This window comes from Ectothiorhodospira lacustris, from assembly GCF_022227845.1.
In the GTDB taxonomy this organism is placed as follows: Bacteria; Pseudomonadota; Gammaproteobacteria; order Ectothiorhodospirales; family Ectothiorhodospiraceae; genus Ectothiorhodospira; species Ectothiorhodospira lacustris.
This window is the reverse complement of the sequence record NZ_JAJNQN010000014.1, coordinates 73,713-94,131: the sequence shown is the minus strand read 5'-3', so window position 1 is coordinate 94,131 and position 20,419 is coordinate 73,713. Positions and strand designations below refer to the sequence as shown.

The window sequence follows — 20,419 nt, the reverse complement described above, 5'->3', positions numbered from 1 at the left end:
GCGTGAACCTCGGGAAACAGTCTCGGCAGCCCCCCTGTCGTGCGTTGTTTGCAGCGTGGGGGGAGCGAGCATCGGCTGTCCGGCCGGTTTCCGCCCTGGAGACCGTGGTTTCCTTTTATTCGGGCTTGACGGCCATGCCCACAGTGTATTCCCGCCCCTGCTTGACCTTGTCGTAGTTACCGAAGACTTCCTTGAAGGCCCGCTCGATGAATCGCCGCAACCCGGTGATGGTCACCACGTAGATCCGGCCGCCGGGGTGCATGTGGGCCAGAGCATCGTACAGATACAGGTACAGCATCTCCTTGCCCACCTTGGCCGGCAGGTTGGAGGTCACCAGATGGAAGCGGCGGTCCCCGACGGCGGAAAAACCGTTGCTCAGGAAGGCCTCGGTGTTGGCGATCCCGTTCAGGCGAGCATTCTTTTCCGCGTATTTAACCGCCACGAAGTCCTTGTCCACCAGGCAGGTACGCCCCCGGGATGCCAGACGGGCCAGGGTCAGCCCGATGGGGCCGTAGCCGCAGCCCAGGTCCAGACAGTCATCGGTCTCGTTCACCTCGATGAAATCCAACAGCAGGCGGGTACCGGCATCGATGCCCCGGGGCGAAAACAGCCCCCAGGTGGTGTGGAAATTCAGGGACTGGCCCCGCAGGGTATCGGCGAAGACGATGTCTTCACGCAGGGACTGGATGTAGGTGTCACGTTCCATGATTCAGTATCCCGGCTCCAGCGCGGCAAACAGGGCTTCGGCATCGGTGATGACCTCTTCCAGATCATCACCCAGCACGCAGAAATGCCCCATCTTGCGACCAGGCCGGGCCTCACTCTTGCCGTACAGATGCAATTTGGTACCGGGATGATCCAATAACTCCGCCCAGCGGGGCTCGCCCTCGGCCCACAAATCCCCCAGCAGATTCACCATCACCACCGGCGACAACAAGCGGGTATCGCCGAAGGGCAGCTCACAGACCGCCCTCACCTGCTGCTCGAACTGGGAGGTGACGCAGGCGTCCAGGGTGTAATGGCCGCTGTTATGGGGCCGGGGCGCGATCTCGTTCACCCGTAGCTCACCGGCCGTGGTGATGAAGAATTCCACCGCCATCACGCCGCAGTAATCCAGGGCTTCGGCCAACTGGGTGGCAGCACGGCGGGCTGCCTGAGCCATGTCGTCGGAGATTCGCGCCGGAACGATGCTCATGTGCAAAATGCCGTGCCGGTGGATGTTCTCGGCCACGGGATAGCACAGGGTTTCCCCCTCGGCACTGCGGGCGAGCACCACGGAGATCTCGCGCTCCAGCGCCAGACGCTGCTCCAGCACGCAGGGCACCTGCCCCAGTTGCTCGAACGCGGCCCTGGCCGTCTCTACCGAATCCACACCGATCTGGCCTTTGCCGTCATAGCCCAAGGCGGCACGCTTGAGGATGGCAGGCCCGCCCACGGCCGTGAAGGCCGGCTCGACCTCATCCGGATCCGTCACCACCCGGAATCGGGCCGTCTCCAGACCACAGGACCGGATCATGCCTTTTTCCCGCGCTCGGTCCTGGGTACTCTCCAGGGCCTCGGCGCTGGGACGGACCGGGATGAACTGGGCCAGAGTGCGCAAGGTGTCCGCCGGGATGTTCTCGAACTCGGTGGTGACGACGGCACAGCGGGTGGCCATTTGTTCCAGGGCCCAGGCATCCCCATAGGCGGCGTGCAGATGCTCGTCGGCCATGCGCCCGGCGGGACTGCCTGTATCCGGATCCAGCACCAGCACCCGGTAGCCCAGGGTGCGGGCGGCCACGGTGAACATGCGGCCCAACTGGCCGCCCCCCAGCATTCCCAGTGTGTTACCCGGCAGGATCATGATGGTTCAGACAGGCTCATGGCCAGCACTGCGTCGCGCTGGCGACGGCGGAACTGGTCCAGTTGATCGGCAAGTGCAGGATCCTGATTGGCCAGCATGGCCACGGCAAACAGGCCCGCGTTGGCGGCACCGGCCTCACCGATGGCGAAGGTGGCAACGGGGATGCCCTTGGGCATCTGCACGATGGACAGCAGCGAATCCTGACCCTTGAGATACCGGGACGGGACAGGGACACCCAGCACCGGCACGATGGTCTTCGCCGCCAGCATGCCCGGCAGATGGGCGGCACCGCCGGCACCGGCGATGATGCAGCGGATACCCCGTTCGACAGCCTGCTCGGCATACTCGAACAAAAGGTCCGGAGTGCGGTGGGCCGAAACCACGCGAGCCTCGAAAGGCACGCCGAAGTCTTCCAGTTGTGCGGCGGCGTGCTGCATCACGGGCCAGTCGCTCTGACTGCCCATGACCACGCCTACGAGAGGGGATTGATTTTTCATCGGCGAAGCTTAAGTGAAGCGGCCATGGGGGACAAGTTCACAGGGTGTGAAAGCCCCTGTCTATAGTAGAATGACCGATTGTTCAGCCATTTTTCGGTAGCCTGCCATGACCGCCGCCCTCTTCGAAAGCCAGATCAAGAGCCTGCCCCTGATCCACCGGGGCAAGGTGCGGGATATCTACGCCGTGGATGAGCGGCACATGCTCATCGTCACCACTGACCGGCTCTCCGCGTTCGATGTGATCCTGCCCACCCCCATCCCGGGCAAGGGCCGGGTGCTGACGCAGATCTCCCAGTTCTGGTTCGAGCGTCTGGCCCATGTGGTGCCCAACCAGCTCTGCGACCTGACCCTGGCCGACGTGATCCCCGATCCGGTGGAGCGGGCACCGCTGGAAGGTCGCAGCATCGTGGTCAAGCGCCTCAAGGCCCTGCCGGTGGAAGCCGTGGTGCGGGGCTATCTGATCGGCTCCGGCTGGAAGAGCTACCAGGTGGACGGCAACGTCTGCGGCATCGCCCTGCCCCCGGGCCTGCGCATGGCCGATCGTCTGCCGGAACCCATCTACACCCCCTCCACCAAGGCCGCCGTGGGCGAACACGACGAGAACGTGGACTTTACCCACACCGAGCGCACGCTGGGTCCGGCGGTGGCGGCCCAGGTCAGGGACACCGCGCTGCGTCTGTACAATGAGGCGGCAGTCTATGCCCTGGAGCGGGGCATCATCATCGCCGACACCAAGTTCGAGTTCGGTCTGGATGAGCACGGGGTGCTGCACCTGATCGACGAGGCGCTGACCCCCGATTCCTCCCGCTTCTGGCCGGCGGACACCTATGCCCCCGGGATGAGCCCACCCTCCTTCGACAAGCAATATCTGCGGGACTATCTGGAAACCCTGGACTGGGACAAGACCGACCCCGGCCCCGAACTGCCCGAAGACGTGGCGGCCCAGGTGGCGGGCAGATACCGGGAGGCCCTGGAACGGCTCACCGGCAGCACCCTGGACTGATGCCCGCATCTGCCTGCCCGGGCCTGTTCATCACGGGTACCGACACCGGCATCGGCAAGACCGTGGTGGGATGCGCCCTGGTTCGCGCCCTGGTGCGACAGGGCCGGCAAGTGGTCGTCCGCAAGCCGGTTGAATCCGGCTGTGAGCGGCACGAGGGGGGGCTGTGGCCCGCGGACGGCGCACGCCTGATGGAAGCAGCGGGGAGCCGGGGACTGGCACGAATCACGCCACACAGGTTCGAACACGCCCTGGCACCGGACCGGGCGGCCCGGCTGGCAGACCGCCCTCTGTACCTGGCGGATCTGATCGGGGCCTGTCACGCCCCGGACACGGAGAGGAGTTTTGTGGTGGTAGAAGGTGCCGGGGGCTTTTACTCCCCTCTGGCCGAAGACGGGCTCAATGCCGACCTGGCGCAAGCCTTGGGGCTGCCCATCGTGCTGGTGGCCCCGGATCGGGTCGGGGTCATCAATCATGTGCTTTTGATCGCCGAGGCCATCCGGCATCGGAACCTGTCACTGGCGGCGGTGGTTCTCAATCACTGCGAAGCACCCGCACCCGACGGCATGGACAATGGGGCCGACATCGCCGGACGTCTGCCGATTCCCGTCATGCGGTTTCCGCAGGAATCGGATCCATGGTCCGAAACGGTCGCCGACCAGATCGTGCAACACATCAGCCCCGGGATTCACAGGGACTGAACAGCACCTCCAGACGCCGCCCCAGCACCCGGTAGATCTCCAGAGAGGCCTTTTCCTGCAGACAGCGGGCGAACCGAGGCACCCAGCCGCACAGATGCCCCCACAGGTCCTGCCAGCCATAGGGAGAGTTGGGCAAATCCTGCTCCAGGTACCAGGCCGCATAGATAAGCTGCATGGCCAGAGAATCCGGCGCCCGTCCCTGCAGCGCGATGCCGGCCTGTCGGTACAGAACCAGCAGGTTGTGAGCCCCGCCCGCCAGCACCTGCGCAGACCAAGCCGACTCCCGGGCCGGGCACTCCCCATCGGAAAACAGTCGCTGATATTCATGACGGAGCACCGGCAGTCCCAACATCCGAAGTTCCGGCAGGGCCGGCTTGAGCCAGCCCCAGCTGTCTGCCATTTCCTCCATGGCCTCCAGTGTATCCATGGTCGGAGGTGACAGCAGCCCGCTCAGAATGCAGAGCTCATCAACATCAAGCTGTTCTCCTGGCAAGGGATTTTCCATAACCGCCCCGATTGATATGCCCCCAAGTCGCAACTTCATCATCTCATCATCTTCACAGAATGGACTATGACCCCGGCGATGCACCCAAGAAACGGAAAAGCCTCTCTAAGTTGAGCCGAATCAATTAAAAACCTCGACCTCGCAACAGGGTCGGGGGGGGAAGGGAACTCAAGGCAGCGGCCCCCAGGATTCCACGTAGGCATTTCCCAGACCCTGAATTGCCCTAATACGACGATTTCGCTCCAGTTCCCAGGCATCGGGGGGATACTGGTTGTTCCAGGCGTAATAACGACGCTCATCCCAGCGACTCAAGCGAAAACCGTAGGTGTCCCGCATATAGAGCATGGTGCGGGCGATACTGCCCTTGGTCGCGTCAGGGGGCTCGGCGAGACGCAGCCAGCGGCTGATGCGAATCTCGCAATCGCCGTAGCGATCCCCGAACCAGAACACCCGCCCCCAGCCATAGTTGGACCGGCGTCCGTTGATGTAGCCGACGCTGGGGTAAAGATTGTGCAGATCGTTGTGAGCCGCCACAAAAGCAGGATCGACCCGCTGACAGCATTCACGCCCCGACAGGGTCCGTCCCGAAGCAGAGCGGCAAGCCTCATAACGCTCCGGCTCCTGCCAACAGCGTCGGAACTGACCGAACCAAGAGGCGGGAAAGACATGCTCGGCCTCGATCCTGAGGGCGCGAGACTCGGTCACCAGGGACTCCAGACCGCAGCTATTCAGGTCCGTCCTCAGATCGCTGTCATAGCGACACCCGCAGTAAAACGTATAAGCCTGATCCTGATACACGCGCTCGTAGAGCGTCCTGCGGGCCAGACTCCAGTTCGCGGCCGTCACGGGCAGCACTTCCGCCGGCAACGGCTCATAGCGGTAACGCCAGGCTTCCGGCAGCAGGGGCTCCACACTATTGCGGGTCTGCTGGATACCCTGACGAAGCTCGGGCGGCAGAAGATTCAGCGCCCAATGGGGCATCTGGAATACACCCAGCACGGAGACACAGGCCATGACCGCCCCCAGCAACCATAACCGGGAACGGCGCAGGACAGGACGGGAAACGGCGGATTTTCTCTGAGGCGTATTGCGGCGGGCCATGAATCAGGTCGCGGCGAGGGCCAAAAACGGCGCACACACGGAATACCGATGCCGACCAGGGGCAGCCTCGGCAAAAGGCTGCCCGTGATCCTTGCGGGGATCATGCCGCAGCCGCATTTCGTGCAGCCCGGATGCCCGTGGTGACGGCCGCAACAGCGGCCGTGGCAGCAGGTTATTTGGCGGCGGCGGCCTGCTCGATACCCTCGAGCAGTTGAGCATCCAGCTCGGGCAATGCAGGCGCTTCTTCGCCGACAGCGCCCTTGGCCTGCTCCAGCAACTGCTCGGAGACCTTGCGCAACTCCCGATACTGTTCCACCAGCTTGGCACCACTCTCCAGGGAGGCCTGCAGGACGCCAAGCTTTTCATCCAGTTCACGCTTTTCCTTGCGCAAAGCGGAGAGCTGGGTTTCCAGCTGCTTGCGGGCCGTGGCCTCGTCATGCTTCTGCTTCTTGAGCTGCCGCAGCTTCTTCATGACGTTTTCAGGGGTATCGGCCAAGGCCTTGTTGATGGTCTTGAGGGCCTTGTCCTTTTCGGCCAGCAGCTCCTTGATGGACTTCATTTCCTTGGTGTGAGCCACACGCTCGGCCGCCATGTCCTGCTCACCGCTCTGCAGCCGGGCAAGGGCCTCGTTGCGGGCGGCATCCGCCAGGATCTGGGCCTTCTCGCTGGCCTTGACCTTCTTTTCCATGGCATCAATGGCTTGCCTGGCCTGCTCGTTGGCCTGTTTGATCTTTACATCCGCTTCGTTGCCTCTCTGGATGGCAACGTCAAGAGCGGACTTGAGTTCTTCGGTACTGCACTCAGGGTCCAGACCCAGGGCATCTGTGGCGCCCTTCATCAACATCTGCTTGCTGACGGCAAGTTCTTTCCAGACCTTCAACTGCAGTTCTGCTTCAGCTTGATTCACATATAACTCCTGCACGGAAATTTCAGATTGGAGGGGTAGAGATTTTGGGCGCGCATTCTACATGAGTTGGGGAACAAATGCTGCACCCAAATGTCAAGCGCCCGCGAAAGACATCGCGGGCACGGGTGATCACAGAGCCGCGGACGTGGAATTGCAGCGCCCGGAGAAACGGCTCAGTCGACCCGGTAAACGCCCCGCCGAGGCGAATCCAGGCGCCCCTGCTTCTTGAGGTAACCGAGCGTCTGGCTGATGTTCTTCACATTCAGGCCTGCCGCAGCAGCCCGCTCCCGAATCTCTCCGATGGACATCTCGGGCTCCGAGGCCACAATCTCACAAATCACCTGGCTGGGACCAGCATCATCCCCGCCACGGGAAGCACGGGTCTTGGAAACCTTGCCGCCCAGCTTGCCGATCTCTCGATCCAGGGCCGCCAGCTCCTTGCGATGCCGGCGCACCAGTTCCCGACGCTGTTCGCGCAGGGCCTGACGCTGTTCACGCACCGCCTCTTCCTTGGCTGCGACCTCCTGCTCTTCCCGCTTCTTTGCCAGGGCGTAGAGTTCCTGGGCCGACATTTCCAGAGGGTTCTTGATTATTTCAGTCATTCATATCTCCCGAAGACTTGCACAGCGAGCTCTCAGCAAAGGTGCCTGGCTCATTTTTACTTAATTAGCAAACAAAACATTCCGCCATGGATGATTACTTGCAAGGGAATTTCCGCCCCCCTTGCCGTCACCCCCGCGGAGACGCGTGCCCAGGATTGTCAGTCTGTCCGCCACTGGATTCCCACCTTCACGGGAATGACTTGTTCGGAACATGCCAAGAGTCATTGCCGTATCAGAGCAATGCCGCACAGCAGCATTGCCGAACCGGGGACAGAGCAAGCTCAACCAACCGCCCATAGTCCGGACACAAGAAAAATCACACCGCTCATATCACGCCGCGATTATGACATAAGATAGACAAGATTTTCACATCACATGGTGAAATCTTTCATAGCACCGAGACCCCACGCGCACTAGAGCAACATGCTTAATTATTAATCCGGCAACCATACAGGCAGCTTGTCGAAGGGATCTGCTTATGAGCGGACCTCGACGGACTCGGCCCAAACGGCATGTGCTTACCGGACTAATAACTCCGGGTCCGACACACACTTATAAGCTTCAAACAAAAACGCCGCGCCTGCAGGCAACAGGCCGGCACACTGCCCCATGTCCTCCCGGATCAGACAACGCCACGCCCTCTGGCGGAAGAATCGTCAAAATACTTTAAAGGCAAAGACTTGCCAAAACCCTGTCCGTTGCAGCCCCCCCCCCCGGCCAGGACTGCGATGACACGACCCGCATCAGCGAAGAGACAGGCAACGGCCACTTGAGCATTGCCGACTCTGCTGGACTACGGCTCAACCAGCGCAGGACTGATCTGCGGCACGGGCAATTCAGCCAAGACACCGAAGACGACCGACCCGAAAAGCCTGAATGAGCACTCACCAAAACATTCGCAACACACCCAATACCGACAAAGCCTTATGATTTAGATGCAAGTCAATCAGCCCGATCAGAACCGGTAACACCGGGTTTAATCCGCACGCCATCCCCATCAGGACATGAGGCCGGAGACGCCTCATGAGACAGGAGAATCTCACCCACATCACCCGCATCAACACAGGCACGTCAGTGATTGATTGCACTACAAGGGACTCGGCGTTACCGATGAACCGACACCGGCGCAGCAACCGGCGATACTTCCTCATTCCCGGGATTCTTCCACGTCGAGGGAAAAGGCCGAATCGAGGGGCAGACTGCTGTCAGCGATGAAAAGCACGGCGGCTTCCCCTATAATGATCCGTCCAGTCTGAGGAGCGCTGCAACGGACCATCCGGTTCGCCAGGCTCAGACACCTCCTAAAACGGCGCTCGCTGTATCCGCGATAGCGGTCGGCGAGTGACGTGATTTCCCCCGACCGCTTCGCACCCTCGCCCCAACGCTTTTTGAGGAGTGTGTTGAATGAATGCTGTCGTAAACACCAAGAATCAGGATTTCTTCGTCAAGGACATGTCCCTGGCCGACTTCGGTCGCAAGGAAATCGCCATCGCCGAAACCGAAATGCCCGGCCTGATGGCTACCCGGGAGGAATTCGCCAAGTCCCAGCCGCTCAAGGGCGCCCGCATTGCCGGCAGCCTGCACATGACCATCCAGACGGCGGTGCTGATCGAGACCCTCAAGGCCCTGGGCGCCGATGTGCGCTGGGCCTCCTGCAACATCTTCTCCACCCAGGATCACGCCGCCGCCGCCATCGCCGCCACCGGCACCCCCGTGTTCGCCTTCAAGGGCGAGAACCTGGAAGAATACTGGGACTTCTGCCACCGGATCTTCGAATGGTCCGACGGCGGCACCCCCAACATGATCCTGGATGACGGCGGTGACGCCACCCTGCTGATCCACCTGGGTGCCCGCGCCGAACAGGACCTGTCCGTGGTGGACAACCCCACCAACGAGGAGGAGCAGGTGCTGTTCGCCCAGATCAAGGAACGGGTCAAGCAGCAGCCCGGCTGGTACTCCAACATCCTGAAGAACATCAAGGGCGTGACCGAGGAGACCACTACCGGCGTGCATCGCCTCTACCAGATGGCCAAAGAAGGCGCCCTGCCCTTCCCCGCCATCAACGTCAACGACTCGGTCACCAAGTCCAAGTTCGACAACCTCTACGGTTGCCGCGAATCCCTGGTGGACGCCATCAAGCGCGCCACCGACGTGATGATCGCCGGCAAGACCGCCGTGGTCTGCGGCTACGGTGACGTGGGCAAGGGTTCCGCCCAGTCCCTGCGCGCCCTGTCCGCCGAGGTGTGGATCACCGAGATCGATCCCATCTGCGCCCTGCAGGCGGCAATGGAAGGCTACCGGGTGGTCACCATGGATGAGGCCTGCGACAAGGCCGACATCTTCGTCACCGCCACCGGCAACCTGAACGTCATCACCGCCGAGCACATGTCCCGCATGCGCAACCAGGCCATCGTCTGCAACATCGGCCATTTCGATTCCGAGATCGACGTGGCCGGCCTGCGCAAGTATCAGTGGGAAAACATCAAGCCGCAGGTGGATCACGTGATCTTCCCCGACGGCCATCGCATCATCCTGCTGGCCGAAGGCCGCCTGGTGAACCTGGGGTGCGGCACCGGCCACCCCAGCTTCGTCATGTCCAACTCCTTCACCAACCAGGTGATGGCCCAGATCGAGCTGTGGCAGCACGGCGACAAGTACCAGAACGACGTCTACGTGTTACCCAAGCACCTGGACGAGAAGGTGGCCTCCCTGCATCTGCAGAAGATCGGCGCCCAGCTGACCCGCCTCACCGAACAGCAGGCCAAGTATCTGGGCCTGTCGGTGGACGGGCCGTTCAAGCCGGAACATTACCGGTACTGATCGGACGGGGTTCCCCGCCCCGACCCCTCTCCCCACGGGGAGAGGGGCTTTCACCGTCCATCCGACCCTTCTTCCCGCAGTCCTTGCGAGGAGTGTGCATGAAATCCCAACTTCGACACGAACGCACGTTCAGCTTCGAGTTCTTTCCACCCAAGAACGAGGAGGGCGCGGAAAAACTGCGCAAGACCTGGACCCGGCTGGCCAAGCTGGAGCCGCGCTTTTTCTCCGTCACCTACGGCGCCGGCGGCTCCACCCAGGCACGCACCCTGGATACGGTGCTGGACATTCACAAACACTCGGGCATCGCCGCCGCCCCCCACCTGTCCTGCATCGATTCCACCGCGGAACAGATGCGGGCCATCCTCAAGACCTACATGGACAACGGCCTGCGCCATATCGTCGCCCTACGCGGGGACCTGCCCTCCGGCATGCGCGAACCCGGTGAGTTCCGCTATGCCAACGAACTGGTGGCGTTCATCCGCCGGGAGACCGGCGATCACTTCACCCTGGAAGTGGCCGCCTACCCCGAATTCCATCCCCAGGCCCCCAGCGCCTTCAAAGACCTGGAGAACTTCAAGCGCAAGGTGGAAGCCGGTGCCGACTCGGCAATCACACAGTACTTCTACTCGGCGGATGCCTATTTCCGCTTCGTCGATGATTGCGAGCGCATGGGCATCAACATCCCCATCGTGCCGGGCATCATGCCCATCACCAACTACAAGCAGCTGGCCCGCTTCTCCGACGCCTGCGGCGCCGAGATCCCCCGCTGGGTCCGCAAGCGCCTGGAGGCCTACGGAGACGACCTGGACGCCATCCGGGCCTTTGGTGAAGAGGTGGTGAGCCGCATGTGCGACCAACTCCTGCATGAAGGCTCGCCGGGACTGCATTTCTACACCATGAACCAGGCCGGCCCCGTCTCGGCCATCTGGAAGAACCTGGGCCTGACGCCTCAGCCCGAGTGAGCTGAAGCCGTCGGCGGACCTGCCCCTCCCCTTCGGGGAAGAGGGGCAAGACTGCTATCATCCGACCATGAGAATCCCCCGCTGCTACCTGGATCAGCCCCTGGCCGTCGGCCGGGAAATTTCCCTGGATGAACGGGCGCATCGCCATGTGGTTCAGGTCCTGCGCCTGCGTACCGGCGCGCCGCTGATCCTTTTCAACGGTGAAGGTGGTGAATACACGGCCACGCTGACCCAGGCCGAGCGGCGGACCTCGGCGGTGCGCATTGAGACCCATGCCTCCCGGGAGACCCGCCCCGTCCTACCCATCACCCTGGCACAGGGCATCGCCAAGGGGGATCGGATGGATTACAGCCTGCAAAAAGCCACGGAACTGGGGGTATCACGGATCCAGCCGGTGATCACCCGCCGCACCGTGGGCGGCGATGACGATCGACGCCTGGACAAGCGCATGGCCCACTGGCGGGGGGTGATCATCAGCGCCTGTGAACAGTGCGGACGCAACGACATTCCCGAGCTGCTGCCGCCTGCCCCCCTGGCGGGGTGGCTGGGGGGCTACCGGGCCTGCCTGGATGCAAACAGGCACGGCGGCCTGGGCCTGGTGCTGGACCCACGGGCCACCCACGGCCTCACCGACATCGGCGACGAACCGGCGTCGGTCATCCTGCTGATCGGTCCCGAAGGCGGCCTGGACGAGAACGAGATCGGCCAAGCCATCCATGAGGGCATGACACCGGTCCGGTTGGGTCCGCGAGTACTGCGCACCGAGACCGCCGGCGTGGCGGCACTGGCGGTGATCCAGGCCCTTTGGGGCGACCTGGGACACTGATCTTCAGAGCACCTGAAGCACGTCCTGGAGCATGTGCTCGATGCCCTCAAAGGCGGGAATCATGCACAGCACCCCGCTGGCCCTGACCCGGGCCGCCACCGCCGTCGGGTCATCCTCGCGCCGGGGCAGACTCTGGATGTCCGCCGGGGTCAGCTTCACCGGGTGGGGAATGCCCCGCACCTGCAATGCGTAGTAATCCAGCCCGGGCAGGCGTTCCACCCCGTGCATGACCACAAAGCGGTTGATACGGGTCTGACGCTCCCTGGGTACACCCAGCAGGGTATCCAGGGAAACGATGGGCACCTGAGATTGACGCCATTCAAACACCCCGCGCAGCCACGAAGGCGCCCCGGCCACTTCACGCACCACCTGCTGGGTCACCACCTCCACCACGGCGGACTGAGGCAGCACCAAATTCTGCTCCTGAAGGGAAATGATGAAGGCATGGACGCTATCGTTATTGACCATGTCGGTCATGCCTCCCCCCCGGCGCCGTGGCGCCCACCCAGGACCTCGCGAATCTGCATCAGCAAATCCATCTCCTGATAAGGCTTGCCCAGATAACGGTTGACACCGATCTCCATGGCCCGCTGCCGATGCTTGTCGCCGGTACGGGAGGTGATCATGATGATGGGCATGCGGCGCAGGCGGGCGTCATTGCGGATATGGGTGGCCAGTTCAAAGCCATCCATGCGCGGCATCTCGATATCCAGCAACATCAGGTCCGGCACCTGCTCCTGCAGCTGGGCCACCGCATCCACGCCATCCCTTGCGGTCAGGACCTGGTAGCCCTGGCGCTCCAGGGCACGGGCGGTGACCTTACGGATGGTAATGGAATCATCCACCACCATGACGGTGACCCGCTGCCGCTCGGGCGCCGGTTCAGCCTGAGCACCGTGATAAGCCAGGCGCACACCGGCGCCGGCACGTACCAGGGCCGGGATATCCAGGATCATCACCACCCGCCCATCCCCCAGGATGGTGGCGCCGGCAATCCCCTTCACCCGGGAAACCTGAGGCCCCACCGGCTTGATCACCACCTCGCGGCTGCCCATCAGGGCATCCACATGCAGCGCGATGCGATGATCGCCCGAACGCACCAGCAGGACCGGAAACATGGCATCCGGGGACTGCAGGAGAGGACGGGACACCTTCAGCAGACTACCCAGGTACTTCACCTCGTAGGTGTTGCCCGCATACTCGTAGGTGGGATCAGCAGAGGCGTGGAAATCCGCCAGATCACGGCCCTGCATACGCAGGATGCCCTCAATACTGGACAGGGGAACGGCAAAGACCTCATCGCCGGTCTGTACCAGCAGGGCCTGACTGATGGCCAGGGTAAAAGGCAGACGGATGGTGAAGCAGGTTCCCCTGCCCCGGGTACTGTCAATGGCCAGTACGCCACCGAGCTGCTTGATCTCGCTGTTGACCACGTCCATGCCGACACCGCGCCCGGAGATCTGGCTCACATGGGTGGCGGTGGAGAACCCCGACTCCAGGATGAACTGCATCAGGCCCTGCTCGGTGAGCAGGGCCGGGTCACCGGACAGCCCCTGCCGTGCCACCTTCGCACGCACGGCCTCCAGGTCCACACCGGCACCATCGTCGGAGACTTCCAGCACCACTTCCGAACCTTCGCGACGCATGCGCAGGCGTACCTGGCCGGTCTCGTCCTTACCCTGGGCACGGCGCCCGGGAGGCGCCTCGATCCCATGGGAGATGGCATTGCGAAGCATGTGCTCCATGGGGGCCATCATGCGTTCCAGTACCGAGCGGTCCAGCTCGCTGCCCTCGCCCTCCACCTCCAGCTCGACCCGCTTGCCCAGCTCCGCGGCGGTCTGCCGGACGATCCGTCGCAACCGGGGCACGATGGTGGCGAACTGCACCATGCGGGTGTGCATGAGCCCTTCCTGAAGATCAGTGGACACCCGGGTCTGCTGCAACAGCAGGGTCTCCGTATCCCTCACCTGGTCCGTTAGCAGACCCTGGATACTGGACAGGTCGCTGACGCTTTCAGCCAGGGCCCGGGACAGCTGCTGAATATTGGAATAGCGATCCAGTTCCAGGGGATCGAAATCCTGCTGCCACCTGGCCTCCCCCTGTTCCTGCTCATGCCGGAACAGGATCTGGGCCTCGGTTTCCATTTCCAGTTTGCGCAACTGCTCACGCAGACGCTGGATGGTCTGTTCCAGCTCACTCAGGTTGAAACCGAAGCTTGTGATCTGCTGCTCCATGCGGGCATGGTAGATGTTGACCTCGCCCGCGTAGTTCACCAGGTTGTCCAGCACATCGGCACGGACACGGACCACTTCGTGTCCGGCGGTGCCGCCGCGGGTCGGCTGGGGCACAGGCCGAGGCGGCTCGGCTTCCACGCGCAGAGGAATCACCGGCTCGGCGGGGCGTTCCAGCACCGGCCTGCGGCGAATCTCCGTGTCGGCTTCGGGCACCACCGCCTCCGGCGATGCGACCTGTTCGCCCACCGCGGTGCTCTCCCCCCCCTCGATGAAGGCTTGCAAACGCGCCACCAACCGGGGCACGGCCTCCACCGGGCCACCCTGCCGGGCCTGTTCCACCATGGTATTGAGCTGGTCCAGGGCTTGCCGGGCCACCTCGATCATGGGCGCTTCCGGTGCCCGCCCCCCCTCGGTCAGGGCGATCATGAGACTTTCCAGGGCGTGACTCAGATCCCCGATAGGGGTCATGCCCGCCATGCGCGCCCCTCCCTTGAGGGTATGGAGTTGACGCTGAAAGGCCTGAACCGGCTCCGGATCACCCAGGGACTCCGACCAGAGATCCAGTGAGGCATCGGCGGCATGAAGGATATCCACGGCCTCTTCCAGGAACAGCTCCACCAACTCCGGATCCGGCTCATCCGCGGACAGCCCCGACTCCGGTACTTCGGCGTATTCGCTCTCATCCGACGACGGGGCCTGCGCCACTTCGGCGGCTTCGATTTCCCGTGCCCGACGCAAGGCATCCTGATGCGTCTGTTCCTGCTCATGGAGCTGCCGGAAACGTGCCTCCAGCGCCTCTGCAACGGGCAGTGAGGCATCCCCCCCCTCCAGGGCATCCAGAACCGCGGACACATGCACCGTCACCGCACGCAAATCCGGCAACACCTCCACGGGAACCGGGGTATCCGCTTCCGCACGCAGACTCAGATAGCGCTCGCAGATGCCGCAGACCGAGGAGATCTCGGGGACCTCCGCAGTGCGGGCACTGCCATTGAGGGTATGCATCGCCCGCAGCAGTTCGGGGTTGATGACAAGGCCCACAGCCCCCGGCGGTACGTCATTGAGTAAGGTTTCCAGGGTCTGAAGATGCTGGCGGGTTTCCGCAGCGAAAATGGACAGCAGGACCGGATCCATGCGCGGCACGGGTTCAGGCGGCTCAGGCATCGACGGTTCGACAGCCGGCACTTCCGGCTCAGGCGCCACCGGGGGCATGTCGACGGCGGGATTGCCCTGAGCCTGCAGTCGCTGTATCAGGGACTGCACCCGGGACATGGGGAAGGGCTCACCCCGTATCTGGGCCACCAGATGAGGCAACATTTCACTGGCGGCCTCCAGCAGGGCCGGCACGTCCGGACCCGGAACAATCTGGCCATCAATCAGTCGATTGAGCAGGTTTTCGTTGGCCCAGGCAAATTCACCCAGCAAGTGCGCCCCGACCAGGCGACCACTGCCCTTGATGGTATGGAACGATCGGCGGATCGTGAGCAGGGCTTCCTCATTGCCCGGGTCGGCCCGCCAGCGCGGCAGATACTCACCGATCCGGGCCACCTCCTCGTCGGCCTCCTCCAGAAACACCTCGAGGATATCCGGGTCCGCATCATCGGCCAGCACGGCCGGCCCGGAAACGAGCTGATCGCTCTCGGTCAGCGGCGCGGCAAGGGGTTCCTCCCCCGGTGCCTCAAGGTCGTCGAATTCCGGGACTCGCTGCGGGATCACCAAGGTGCGATCCCCTTCCGGGACATCCTCCCCGGATTCGGGCATGGCCGCCGGCGTCTCTTCGTCAGCCGTTTCCGGCGCCGGCCGGACGAAATCCTCCGGCAGTTCCAGCTGCAAGGTCCGATCCTGATCCCCCTCGACAAACTCCGCCGCCGAATCGAGTCCGGACAACGGCTCCCACTGAATATCCTCGGGCAGTTCCGGCAACGGTTCCAGCTCGGGCGGATCATCCAGCGGCAACGCATCCAGGGACAACCGCGCTTCAACATCATCCACGCCCCCGAGCCTTGCCAGCGCGGCACGGCCGCGCGCCAGCAGGTCATCGACACTGCCATGGCCGCTGTCACGCGCCTCCAGGGCGCATTCCAGGGCGGTCAGGACATCGGCGAGCAAGGTTTCCTCAGCCGCCTGCAGGGGGCGGGAATCATCAATACAACGAGACAGGATAACGTCCCGCAAACCCTGCAAAAGGGCCACCTCGCCATCCAGGGACAACCAGGCCAGGGCCCCTGACAGACCATCCAGAATGCCGGGCGCCTCCTCCATGGCAGCGGTGTTTCCGGGCTCATGCACGAAGGTATCGACGGCATCCTTGACGCGGGCAAGATCGGCCAATGCCTCGCCCATGAGGGAGGACATGAGGGCACGGGACTCCGTCGGCGACAGAGCCCCCAGTGTGCCGGGCAGACCATCATTCGCGCCATCGTCTCCCGGACCTTCCACCGAAGAACGGATCGCCGCTTCCATGTTCAGCATGTCGGCGGCGACCTGCATCAGGACCGCCTCATCCGGAGCAATATCCCCGGTCATGATGGATTCAAGGATGTCCGCCTCACGCAGTGCGATCTCGCGGGGGGCCGTCATGCCCACCATGGCCAGGGTGTCCGCCATGTTGCGCAGCCTGCCCACCAGGGGCTGCAATGCCTCCGGTCGCCGGCCACCGGTATGCATGAACACGTCGAGGCTGTCCTTGACGTCCGCCAGATCTTCGCGGATGGCGCTGGATACCGTCAGCATGAGTTCCTGATTGGGTCCGCTGAGGCCTTCCTGGGCAGCGCGCAGCTCCGCCTCGTCAGGCAACAGTTCCCTGAGACGGTAGGCCTCCTGCACTGCAGTGACCAAGGGTCCCGGGGAAGTGGCCCGTCCTGCGTAATAGAGGAGGTTGCGCAACAGCTCGTCGGGAATCTGTGCCGCCATGGTGGATTCGTCGTTCTCGATCAGAAAACGTATCTGACGATCCACCTGGCCCAGCAACTGCTTGATGGTGGCCCCCGGCTCCAGTCCGCCGGCGCGGAGCGCCTCACTGACCGCACCCACCACCCAGAAAAAGCGCTGCACCTCGGCCCGGCGAGCGCAACGACGCAACCCGCCCACCGCCTTGTCGATACGCTGCGCCCCGGCTTCGACCTGTGCCCCCCTGAGCAGGCTGACCAGACCCAGCTGATACTGATGCCGGTAGACACGGGCCAGGGTCTGGATGTCCACACCCTCCTCGGAAGGCAGGAGAGGATCTTCCAGAGGCCTGGCGCTGATCGTGGCCAGATCAGGGAAAAAGAAGACGGTGTCGCTCAGCAGCGATGCCTTGCGAACGGTGCGAAGATCATTGAGCAAAGGCAGCAGGACCAGCGGGACATCCCGATGGCCGGCACGCAGATGCTCCAGATAGTCCGGCAGCTGCAGGAAGGCCCGTATCAGGGTTTCAAGGGCCTCTTCCCGCCCGGTCACCTCACCGGACAGCAACGCCCCGGTGAGCGCGGACATCTCCCGCGCCAGCATGGCGGCGCCGTGGAGATCCAGCATCTGCAGGGTGCCCTCCCCCTGATCGAGCAACCTGCGGGCCTCTTCCAGCTTTTCCGTCCGGCCGGTATCTTCAATGAATGCCTCAAGGGCAGCCCGGGCTTCCGTCAGCAGGGCGTCCAGCTCCTTCTTGACCCAGCGCAGTGCAGTAAATTGTTGGCTGTCTACAGTCATGGTCCACCCTGTGCCCATGATCATGGGCCTATGCCGCTCCAGACCCCACTTTAAGACTGTCTGGACGCGGCGGTATCCGTCGGCTCAAGCACCACCGTTTCCAGCTGTTCCGACTGCGGCAGCTTGAAACCGGAGACCGATTTACGCAGCTCCGAGGCCAGATTGGCCAGATTACCGATGGACACCGCCGTCTCGTTGGTGCCGTCGGAGGTCTGCATGGTGATCTCCTGGATGACCGTCATGGTATTGGAGATGTTCTGTGCTGCCTCGGCCTGTTGGCGGGCGGCCTTGGAGATGGTGGCGATCAGCTCTGCGAGCTGATGGGACACCCCTTCGATTTCGGCCAGGGCATCGCCGGCATCAAAGGCCAGCTTGGCGCCGCTGACGACGTTGGCGGTGGAATGCTCCATGGAGATGACCGCCTCGTTGGTATCAGCCTGGATGGTCTTGACCAGGGCTTCGATCTGTCTGGAGGCGTTGGAGGATCGCTCGGCGAGTCGCTGGACCTCGTCCGCCACCACCGCAAAACCGCGCCCCGCTTCGCCGGCGGAAGAGGCCTGGATGGCGGCATTGAGGGCCAGGATATTGGTCTGGTCGGCAATATCCGTGATCAGACTCACGATATCCCCGATCTCCTGGGAGGACTCGCCCAGGCGTTTGATTCGCTTGGAAGTCTCCTGGATCTGCTCGCGAATGGTATCCATGCCGTCGATGGTCTTGCGCACGGTCAGGGCGCCCTTGGAGGCGATGTCCACCGACTTCTTAGCGACATCGGCGGAGGATTCCGCGGAACGGGAAACCTGTTCGATGGAATCGGCCATATCGGTAACCGCACTGGAGGCGGAGGCGATCTCACGGGCCTGGAGGTTGGAGGCGTCCGCCAGGCGCAGGGCGGTGGCCTGGGTCTTGATGGCGGAAGTGGAAACCTGCATGGCGGTCTGATTGATCGTGGTTACCAGGCTGCGCAAGGCATCGATGGCATAGTTGACCGAATCGGCAATGGCACCGGTAATGTCCTCGGTCACGGTGGCATGGACTGTGAGATCCCCTTCCGCCAGGTTGGTCATCTCATCCAGCAGACGCAGGATGGCCCGCTGGTTACGCCGGTTCTGTTCCGTGGTTACCGCCAGACGACGCTGGGCATCCTGGTAGAACAGGTAGGCCAACAGGCCCAACACCATCACGCTGGCCAAGGCGAACAGGTAGCCGGCATAGATCCAGAGGCTACCGCTCCTGGCCCGCTGATCCAGATCCTGCTGCAGCGTTGCAGCCGCACTGAGCAGACCGGCGGACTGGTCCTGGATGCGCCGGGAGGCCTCGGCCACCTGCGCCAGCCGGGCAGTCTGGGCCAGCAGGGCCTCTATATCGGGCCGCGCCCCGCTGAAGACGGTGGCGATCTCCTGCAGCAACGCCGACACGTCGGCCGAAAGACCGGCCCCGGCCTGCAACCGGCCAAGCCCCGTCTGGAAATCGGCGGCATCCCGCTCCAGGCGGCCGGCAGCCCCAGCCAGGTCGTCCCCGGCAAGTATCCGCGCCAGATCCCGCTCCATGCGCTGCGTCAGCATGGCCTGGCGAGAAGCCAGATAGACCAGACGGGAATCAACCCCGGATTCCGCCAGCCGATCAGCCAGGGTATCGGCCCGTAGCTGCAGCCGGGGCAGCGCCTGCTCCAGGCCGGCGGCATGGGTGGCGACGGTGGCAATGACGGTCTCGTTATCCACTAGGACGGTGATGTGGCGTCGATAAGCGCTCCAGATGGATTCGGCGCCGTGCAACGAATCGGCAACGGCGGCCGGTATGGGCGGCAACCCTCGGCCGGCATCACCTTCACGCAGGTGATTCATGCCCAGATCCAGGCGATCCCGCAACCGGCGCAGTTCCGCAAAGACTGCCGACTGACCCGCCACGGCATCCCGCGACAGGGCCGCCAGTCGCTGAGACATCAGTCGCTGCTCGGAAGCCAGGGCGGCATGCTCGCGGCTGTTACCCACCTGCCCCGCATGGAGCACGAAAGCCATCACGGTCAGCAGCATCAGGACGACCAGCAGGCCGGCAAGCAACAGCATCCCCCGACTGATGCCCAGCCGGCCTGTTGCGTCACTTGAAGACGATCTCATCAGCTTGATTCCTCGACCCATTGCGCCCTTGAAGACGGCTCAACACCCTGCATGTACCCGCGGCTCACGCGGAGATATTCATGAAATCCGGATCATCCACCAGCTTCCAGGGACTGAATACGGCCAGATGCTCGGCACCTCGTCGGCAGGCCCCCGCCAGATACGGCCTGAACGGTTCGTCCACCGGCGGTAGCTCTTCCGTACGCTCCTGCTTCCAGTAGTGTTTCATCCCCATCACGGCCTCCACCATGAGACCGGCGTAGACCCCCTGGTGACTCATCACCAGCAGGCGGTGCCGCCGCGCCTCGCCGGCGAGATTCCCGCCGAACAGGAAACCATGCAAGTCCATCATGGGTAGCAGATTGCCGCGCATGTTGGCGATGCCCAGGGCCCAGTGCTTGACCCCCGGCACACGGGTAAACGGGGGCGGGGTCACGATTTCCGCCACCTGATCCATCGGGGCCAGCAATGACCGGCCATGTAATTGGAACAGGACCCCTTTCCATGCCCCGCGAAGCTCATCCTGGATCGGAAACTGCCCGCCCAGGGAACGCCCCTTGCGCTCCACTTCCAGCAGGTAGGAAAACGGGTCTTCCATTGCGTTCGTGGTCACGACA

General features: G+C 63.2%; 16 protein-coding genes and 1 riboswitch. Of the genes, 5 read left to right on the top strand and 11 right to left on the bottom strand.

The window, feature by feature from the left end; all coding sequences use genetic code 11:
• Positions 1–115: 115 nt before the first annotated feature.
• From LQ956_RS11205 to purE, 3 genes are read right to left on the bottom strand one after another with little or no spacing between them, the layout of a single operon-like run.
• Positions 116–706, bottom strand: a complete 591-nt coding sequence (locus LQ956_RS11205) for a class I SAM-dependent methyltransferase (RefSeq protein ID WP_238630014.1) — start codon at positions 704–706, stop codon at positions 116–118.
• A gap of 3 nt (positions 707–709) precedes the next feature.
• Positions 710–1,843, bottom strand: coding sequence for a 5-(carboxyamino)imidazole ribonucleotide synthase (locus LQ956_RS11200; RefSeq protein ID WP_238621496.1), 1,134 nt, complete (start codon positions 1,841–1,843; stop codon positions 710–712).
• Positions 1,840–2,340 (bottom strand): 5-(carboxyamino)imidazole ribonucleotide mutase, encoded by a 501-nt coding sequence (gene purE / locus LQ956_RS11195; RefSeq protein WP_238621497.1) that lies wholly within the window; start codon positions 2,338–2,340, stop codon positions 1,840–1,842. Before purE ends, LQ956_RS11200 begins: the two co-directional genes overlap by 4 nt.
• A 106-nt stretch (positions 2,341–2,446) precedes the next feature.
• Between purE and LQ956_RS11190 the strand changes: the two genes are divergently transcribed.
• The gene (locus LQ956_RS11190) at positions 2,447–3,343 is read left to right on the top strand and encodes a phosphoribosylaminoimidazolesuccinocarboxamide synthase (protein ID WP_238621498.1); all 897 of its coding nucleotides are present in this window, start codon (positions 2,447–2,449) and stop codon (positions 3,341–3,343) included.
• A complete protein-coding gene (gene bioD / locus LQ956_RS11185; protein WP_238630013.1) occupies positions 3,343–4,041 on the top strand; it encodes a dethiobiotin synthase in 699 nt (232 codons plus the stop codon). Before LQ956_RS11190 ends, bioD begins: the two co-directional genes overlap by 1 nt.
• Here the strand turns inward: bioD and LQ956_RS11180 are convergent.
• From LQ956_RS11180 to LQ956_RS11165, 4 genes are all read right to left on the bottom strand, one after another.
• On the bottom strand, positions 4,016–4,534 hold the full coding sequence (locus tag LQ956_RS11180) for a molecular chaperone TorD family protein (protein ID WP_238621500.1): 519 nt from the start codon (positions 4,532–4,534) through the stop codon (positions 4,016–4,018). The genes bioD and LQ956_RS11180 overlap by 26 nt on opposite strands.
• A 180-nt stretch (positions 4,535–4,714) precedes the next feature.
• The gene (locus LQ956_RS11175; protein ID WP_238621501.1) at positions 4,715–5,647 is read right to left on the bottom strand and encodes an endonuclease; all 933 of its coding nucleotides are present in this window, start codon (positions 5,645–5,647) and stop codon (positions 4,715–4,717) included.
• A gap of 172 nt (positions 5,648–5,819) precedes the next feature.
• Positions 5,820–6,554: a hypothetical protein gene (locus LQ956_RS11170; RefSeq protein WP_238621502.1), complete on the bottom strand. Its 735-nt coding sequence runs from the start codon at positions 6,552–6,554 to the stop codon at positions 5,820–5,822.
• 173 nt (positions 6,555–6,727) lie between these two features.
• Positions 6,728–7,156 (bottom strand): hypothetical protein, encoded by a 429-nt coding sequence (locus tag LQ956_RS11165; RefSeq protein ID WP_238621503.1) that lies wholly within the window; start codon positions 7,154–7,156, stop codon positions 6,728–6,730.
• Between the two features lie 1,248 nt (positions 7,157–8,404).
• Positions 8,405–8,478: riboswitch (S-adenosyl-L-homocysteine riboswitch) on the top strand.
• Positions 8,479–8,560: 82 nt separating this feature from the next.
• Here LQ956_RS11165 and ahcY point away from each other — a divergent pair.
• From ahcY to LQ956_RS11150, 3 genes are all read left to right on the top strand, one after another.
• Entirely contained in the window at positions 8,561–9,976 is a 1,416-nt protein-coding gene (ahcY, locus tag LQ956_RS11160) for an adenosylhomocysteinase (RefSeq protein WP_238621504.1), read from the top strand.
• Between the two features lie 98 nt (positions 9,977–10,074).
• Entirely contained in the window at positions 10,075–10,938 is an 864-nt protein-coding gene (gene metF, locus LQ956_RS11155; protein ID WP_238621505.1) for a methylenetetrahydrofolate reductase [NAD(P)H], read from the top strand.
• Positions 10,939–11,005: 67 nt separating this feature from the next.
• The gene (locus tag LQ956_RS11150; RefSeq protein WP_238630012.1) at positions 11,006–11,764 is read left to right on the top strand and encodes a 16S rRNA (uracil(1498)-N(3))-methyltransferase; all 759 of its coding nucleotides are present in this window, start codon (positions 11,006–11,008) and stop codon (positions 11,762–11,764) included.
• Positions 11,765–11,767: 3 nt separating this feature from the next.
• Here LQ956_RS11150 and LQ956_RS11145 read toward each other — a convergent pair whose 3' ends face one another.
• From LQ956_RS11145 to LQ956_RS11130, 4 genes are all read right to left on the bottom strand, one after another.
• Positions 11,768–12,241 (bottom strand): chemotaxis protein CheW, encoded by a 474-nt coding sequence (locus LQ956_RS11145; protein WP_238621507.1) that lies wholly within the window; start codon positions 12,239–12,241, stop codon positions 11,768–11,770.
• Positions 12,238–17,685, bottom strand: coding sequence for a hybrid sensor histidine kinase/response regulator (locus LQ956_RS11140; protein ID WP_238630011.1), 5,448 nt, complete (start codon positions 17,683–17,685; stop codon positions 12,238–12,240). The genes LQ956_RS11145 and LQ956_RS11140 overlap by 4 nt, the downstream gene beginning before the upstream one ends.
• A 50-nt stretch (positions 17,686–17,735) precedes the next feature.
• The gene (locus tag LQ956_RS11135; protein WP_238621509.1) at positions 17,736–19,802 is read right to left on the bottom strand and encodes a methyl-accepting chemotaxis protein; all 2,067 of its coding nucleotides are present in this window, start codon (positions 19,800–19,802) and stop codon (positions 17,736–17,738) included.
• A gap of 64 nt (positions 19,803–19,866) precedes the next feature.
• On the bottom strand, positions 19,867–20,415 hold the full coding sequence (locus LQ956_RS11130; RefSeq protein ID WP_238621510.1) for a chemotaxis protein CheW: 549 nt from the start codon (positions 20,413–20,415) through the stop codon (positions 19,867–19,869).
• Positions 20,416–20,419: the final 4 nt, after the last annotated feature.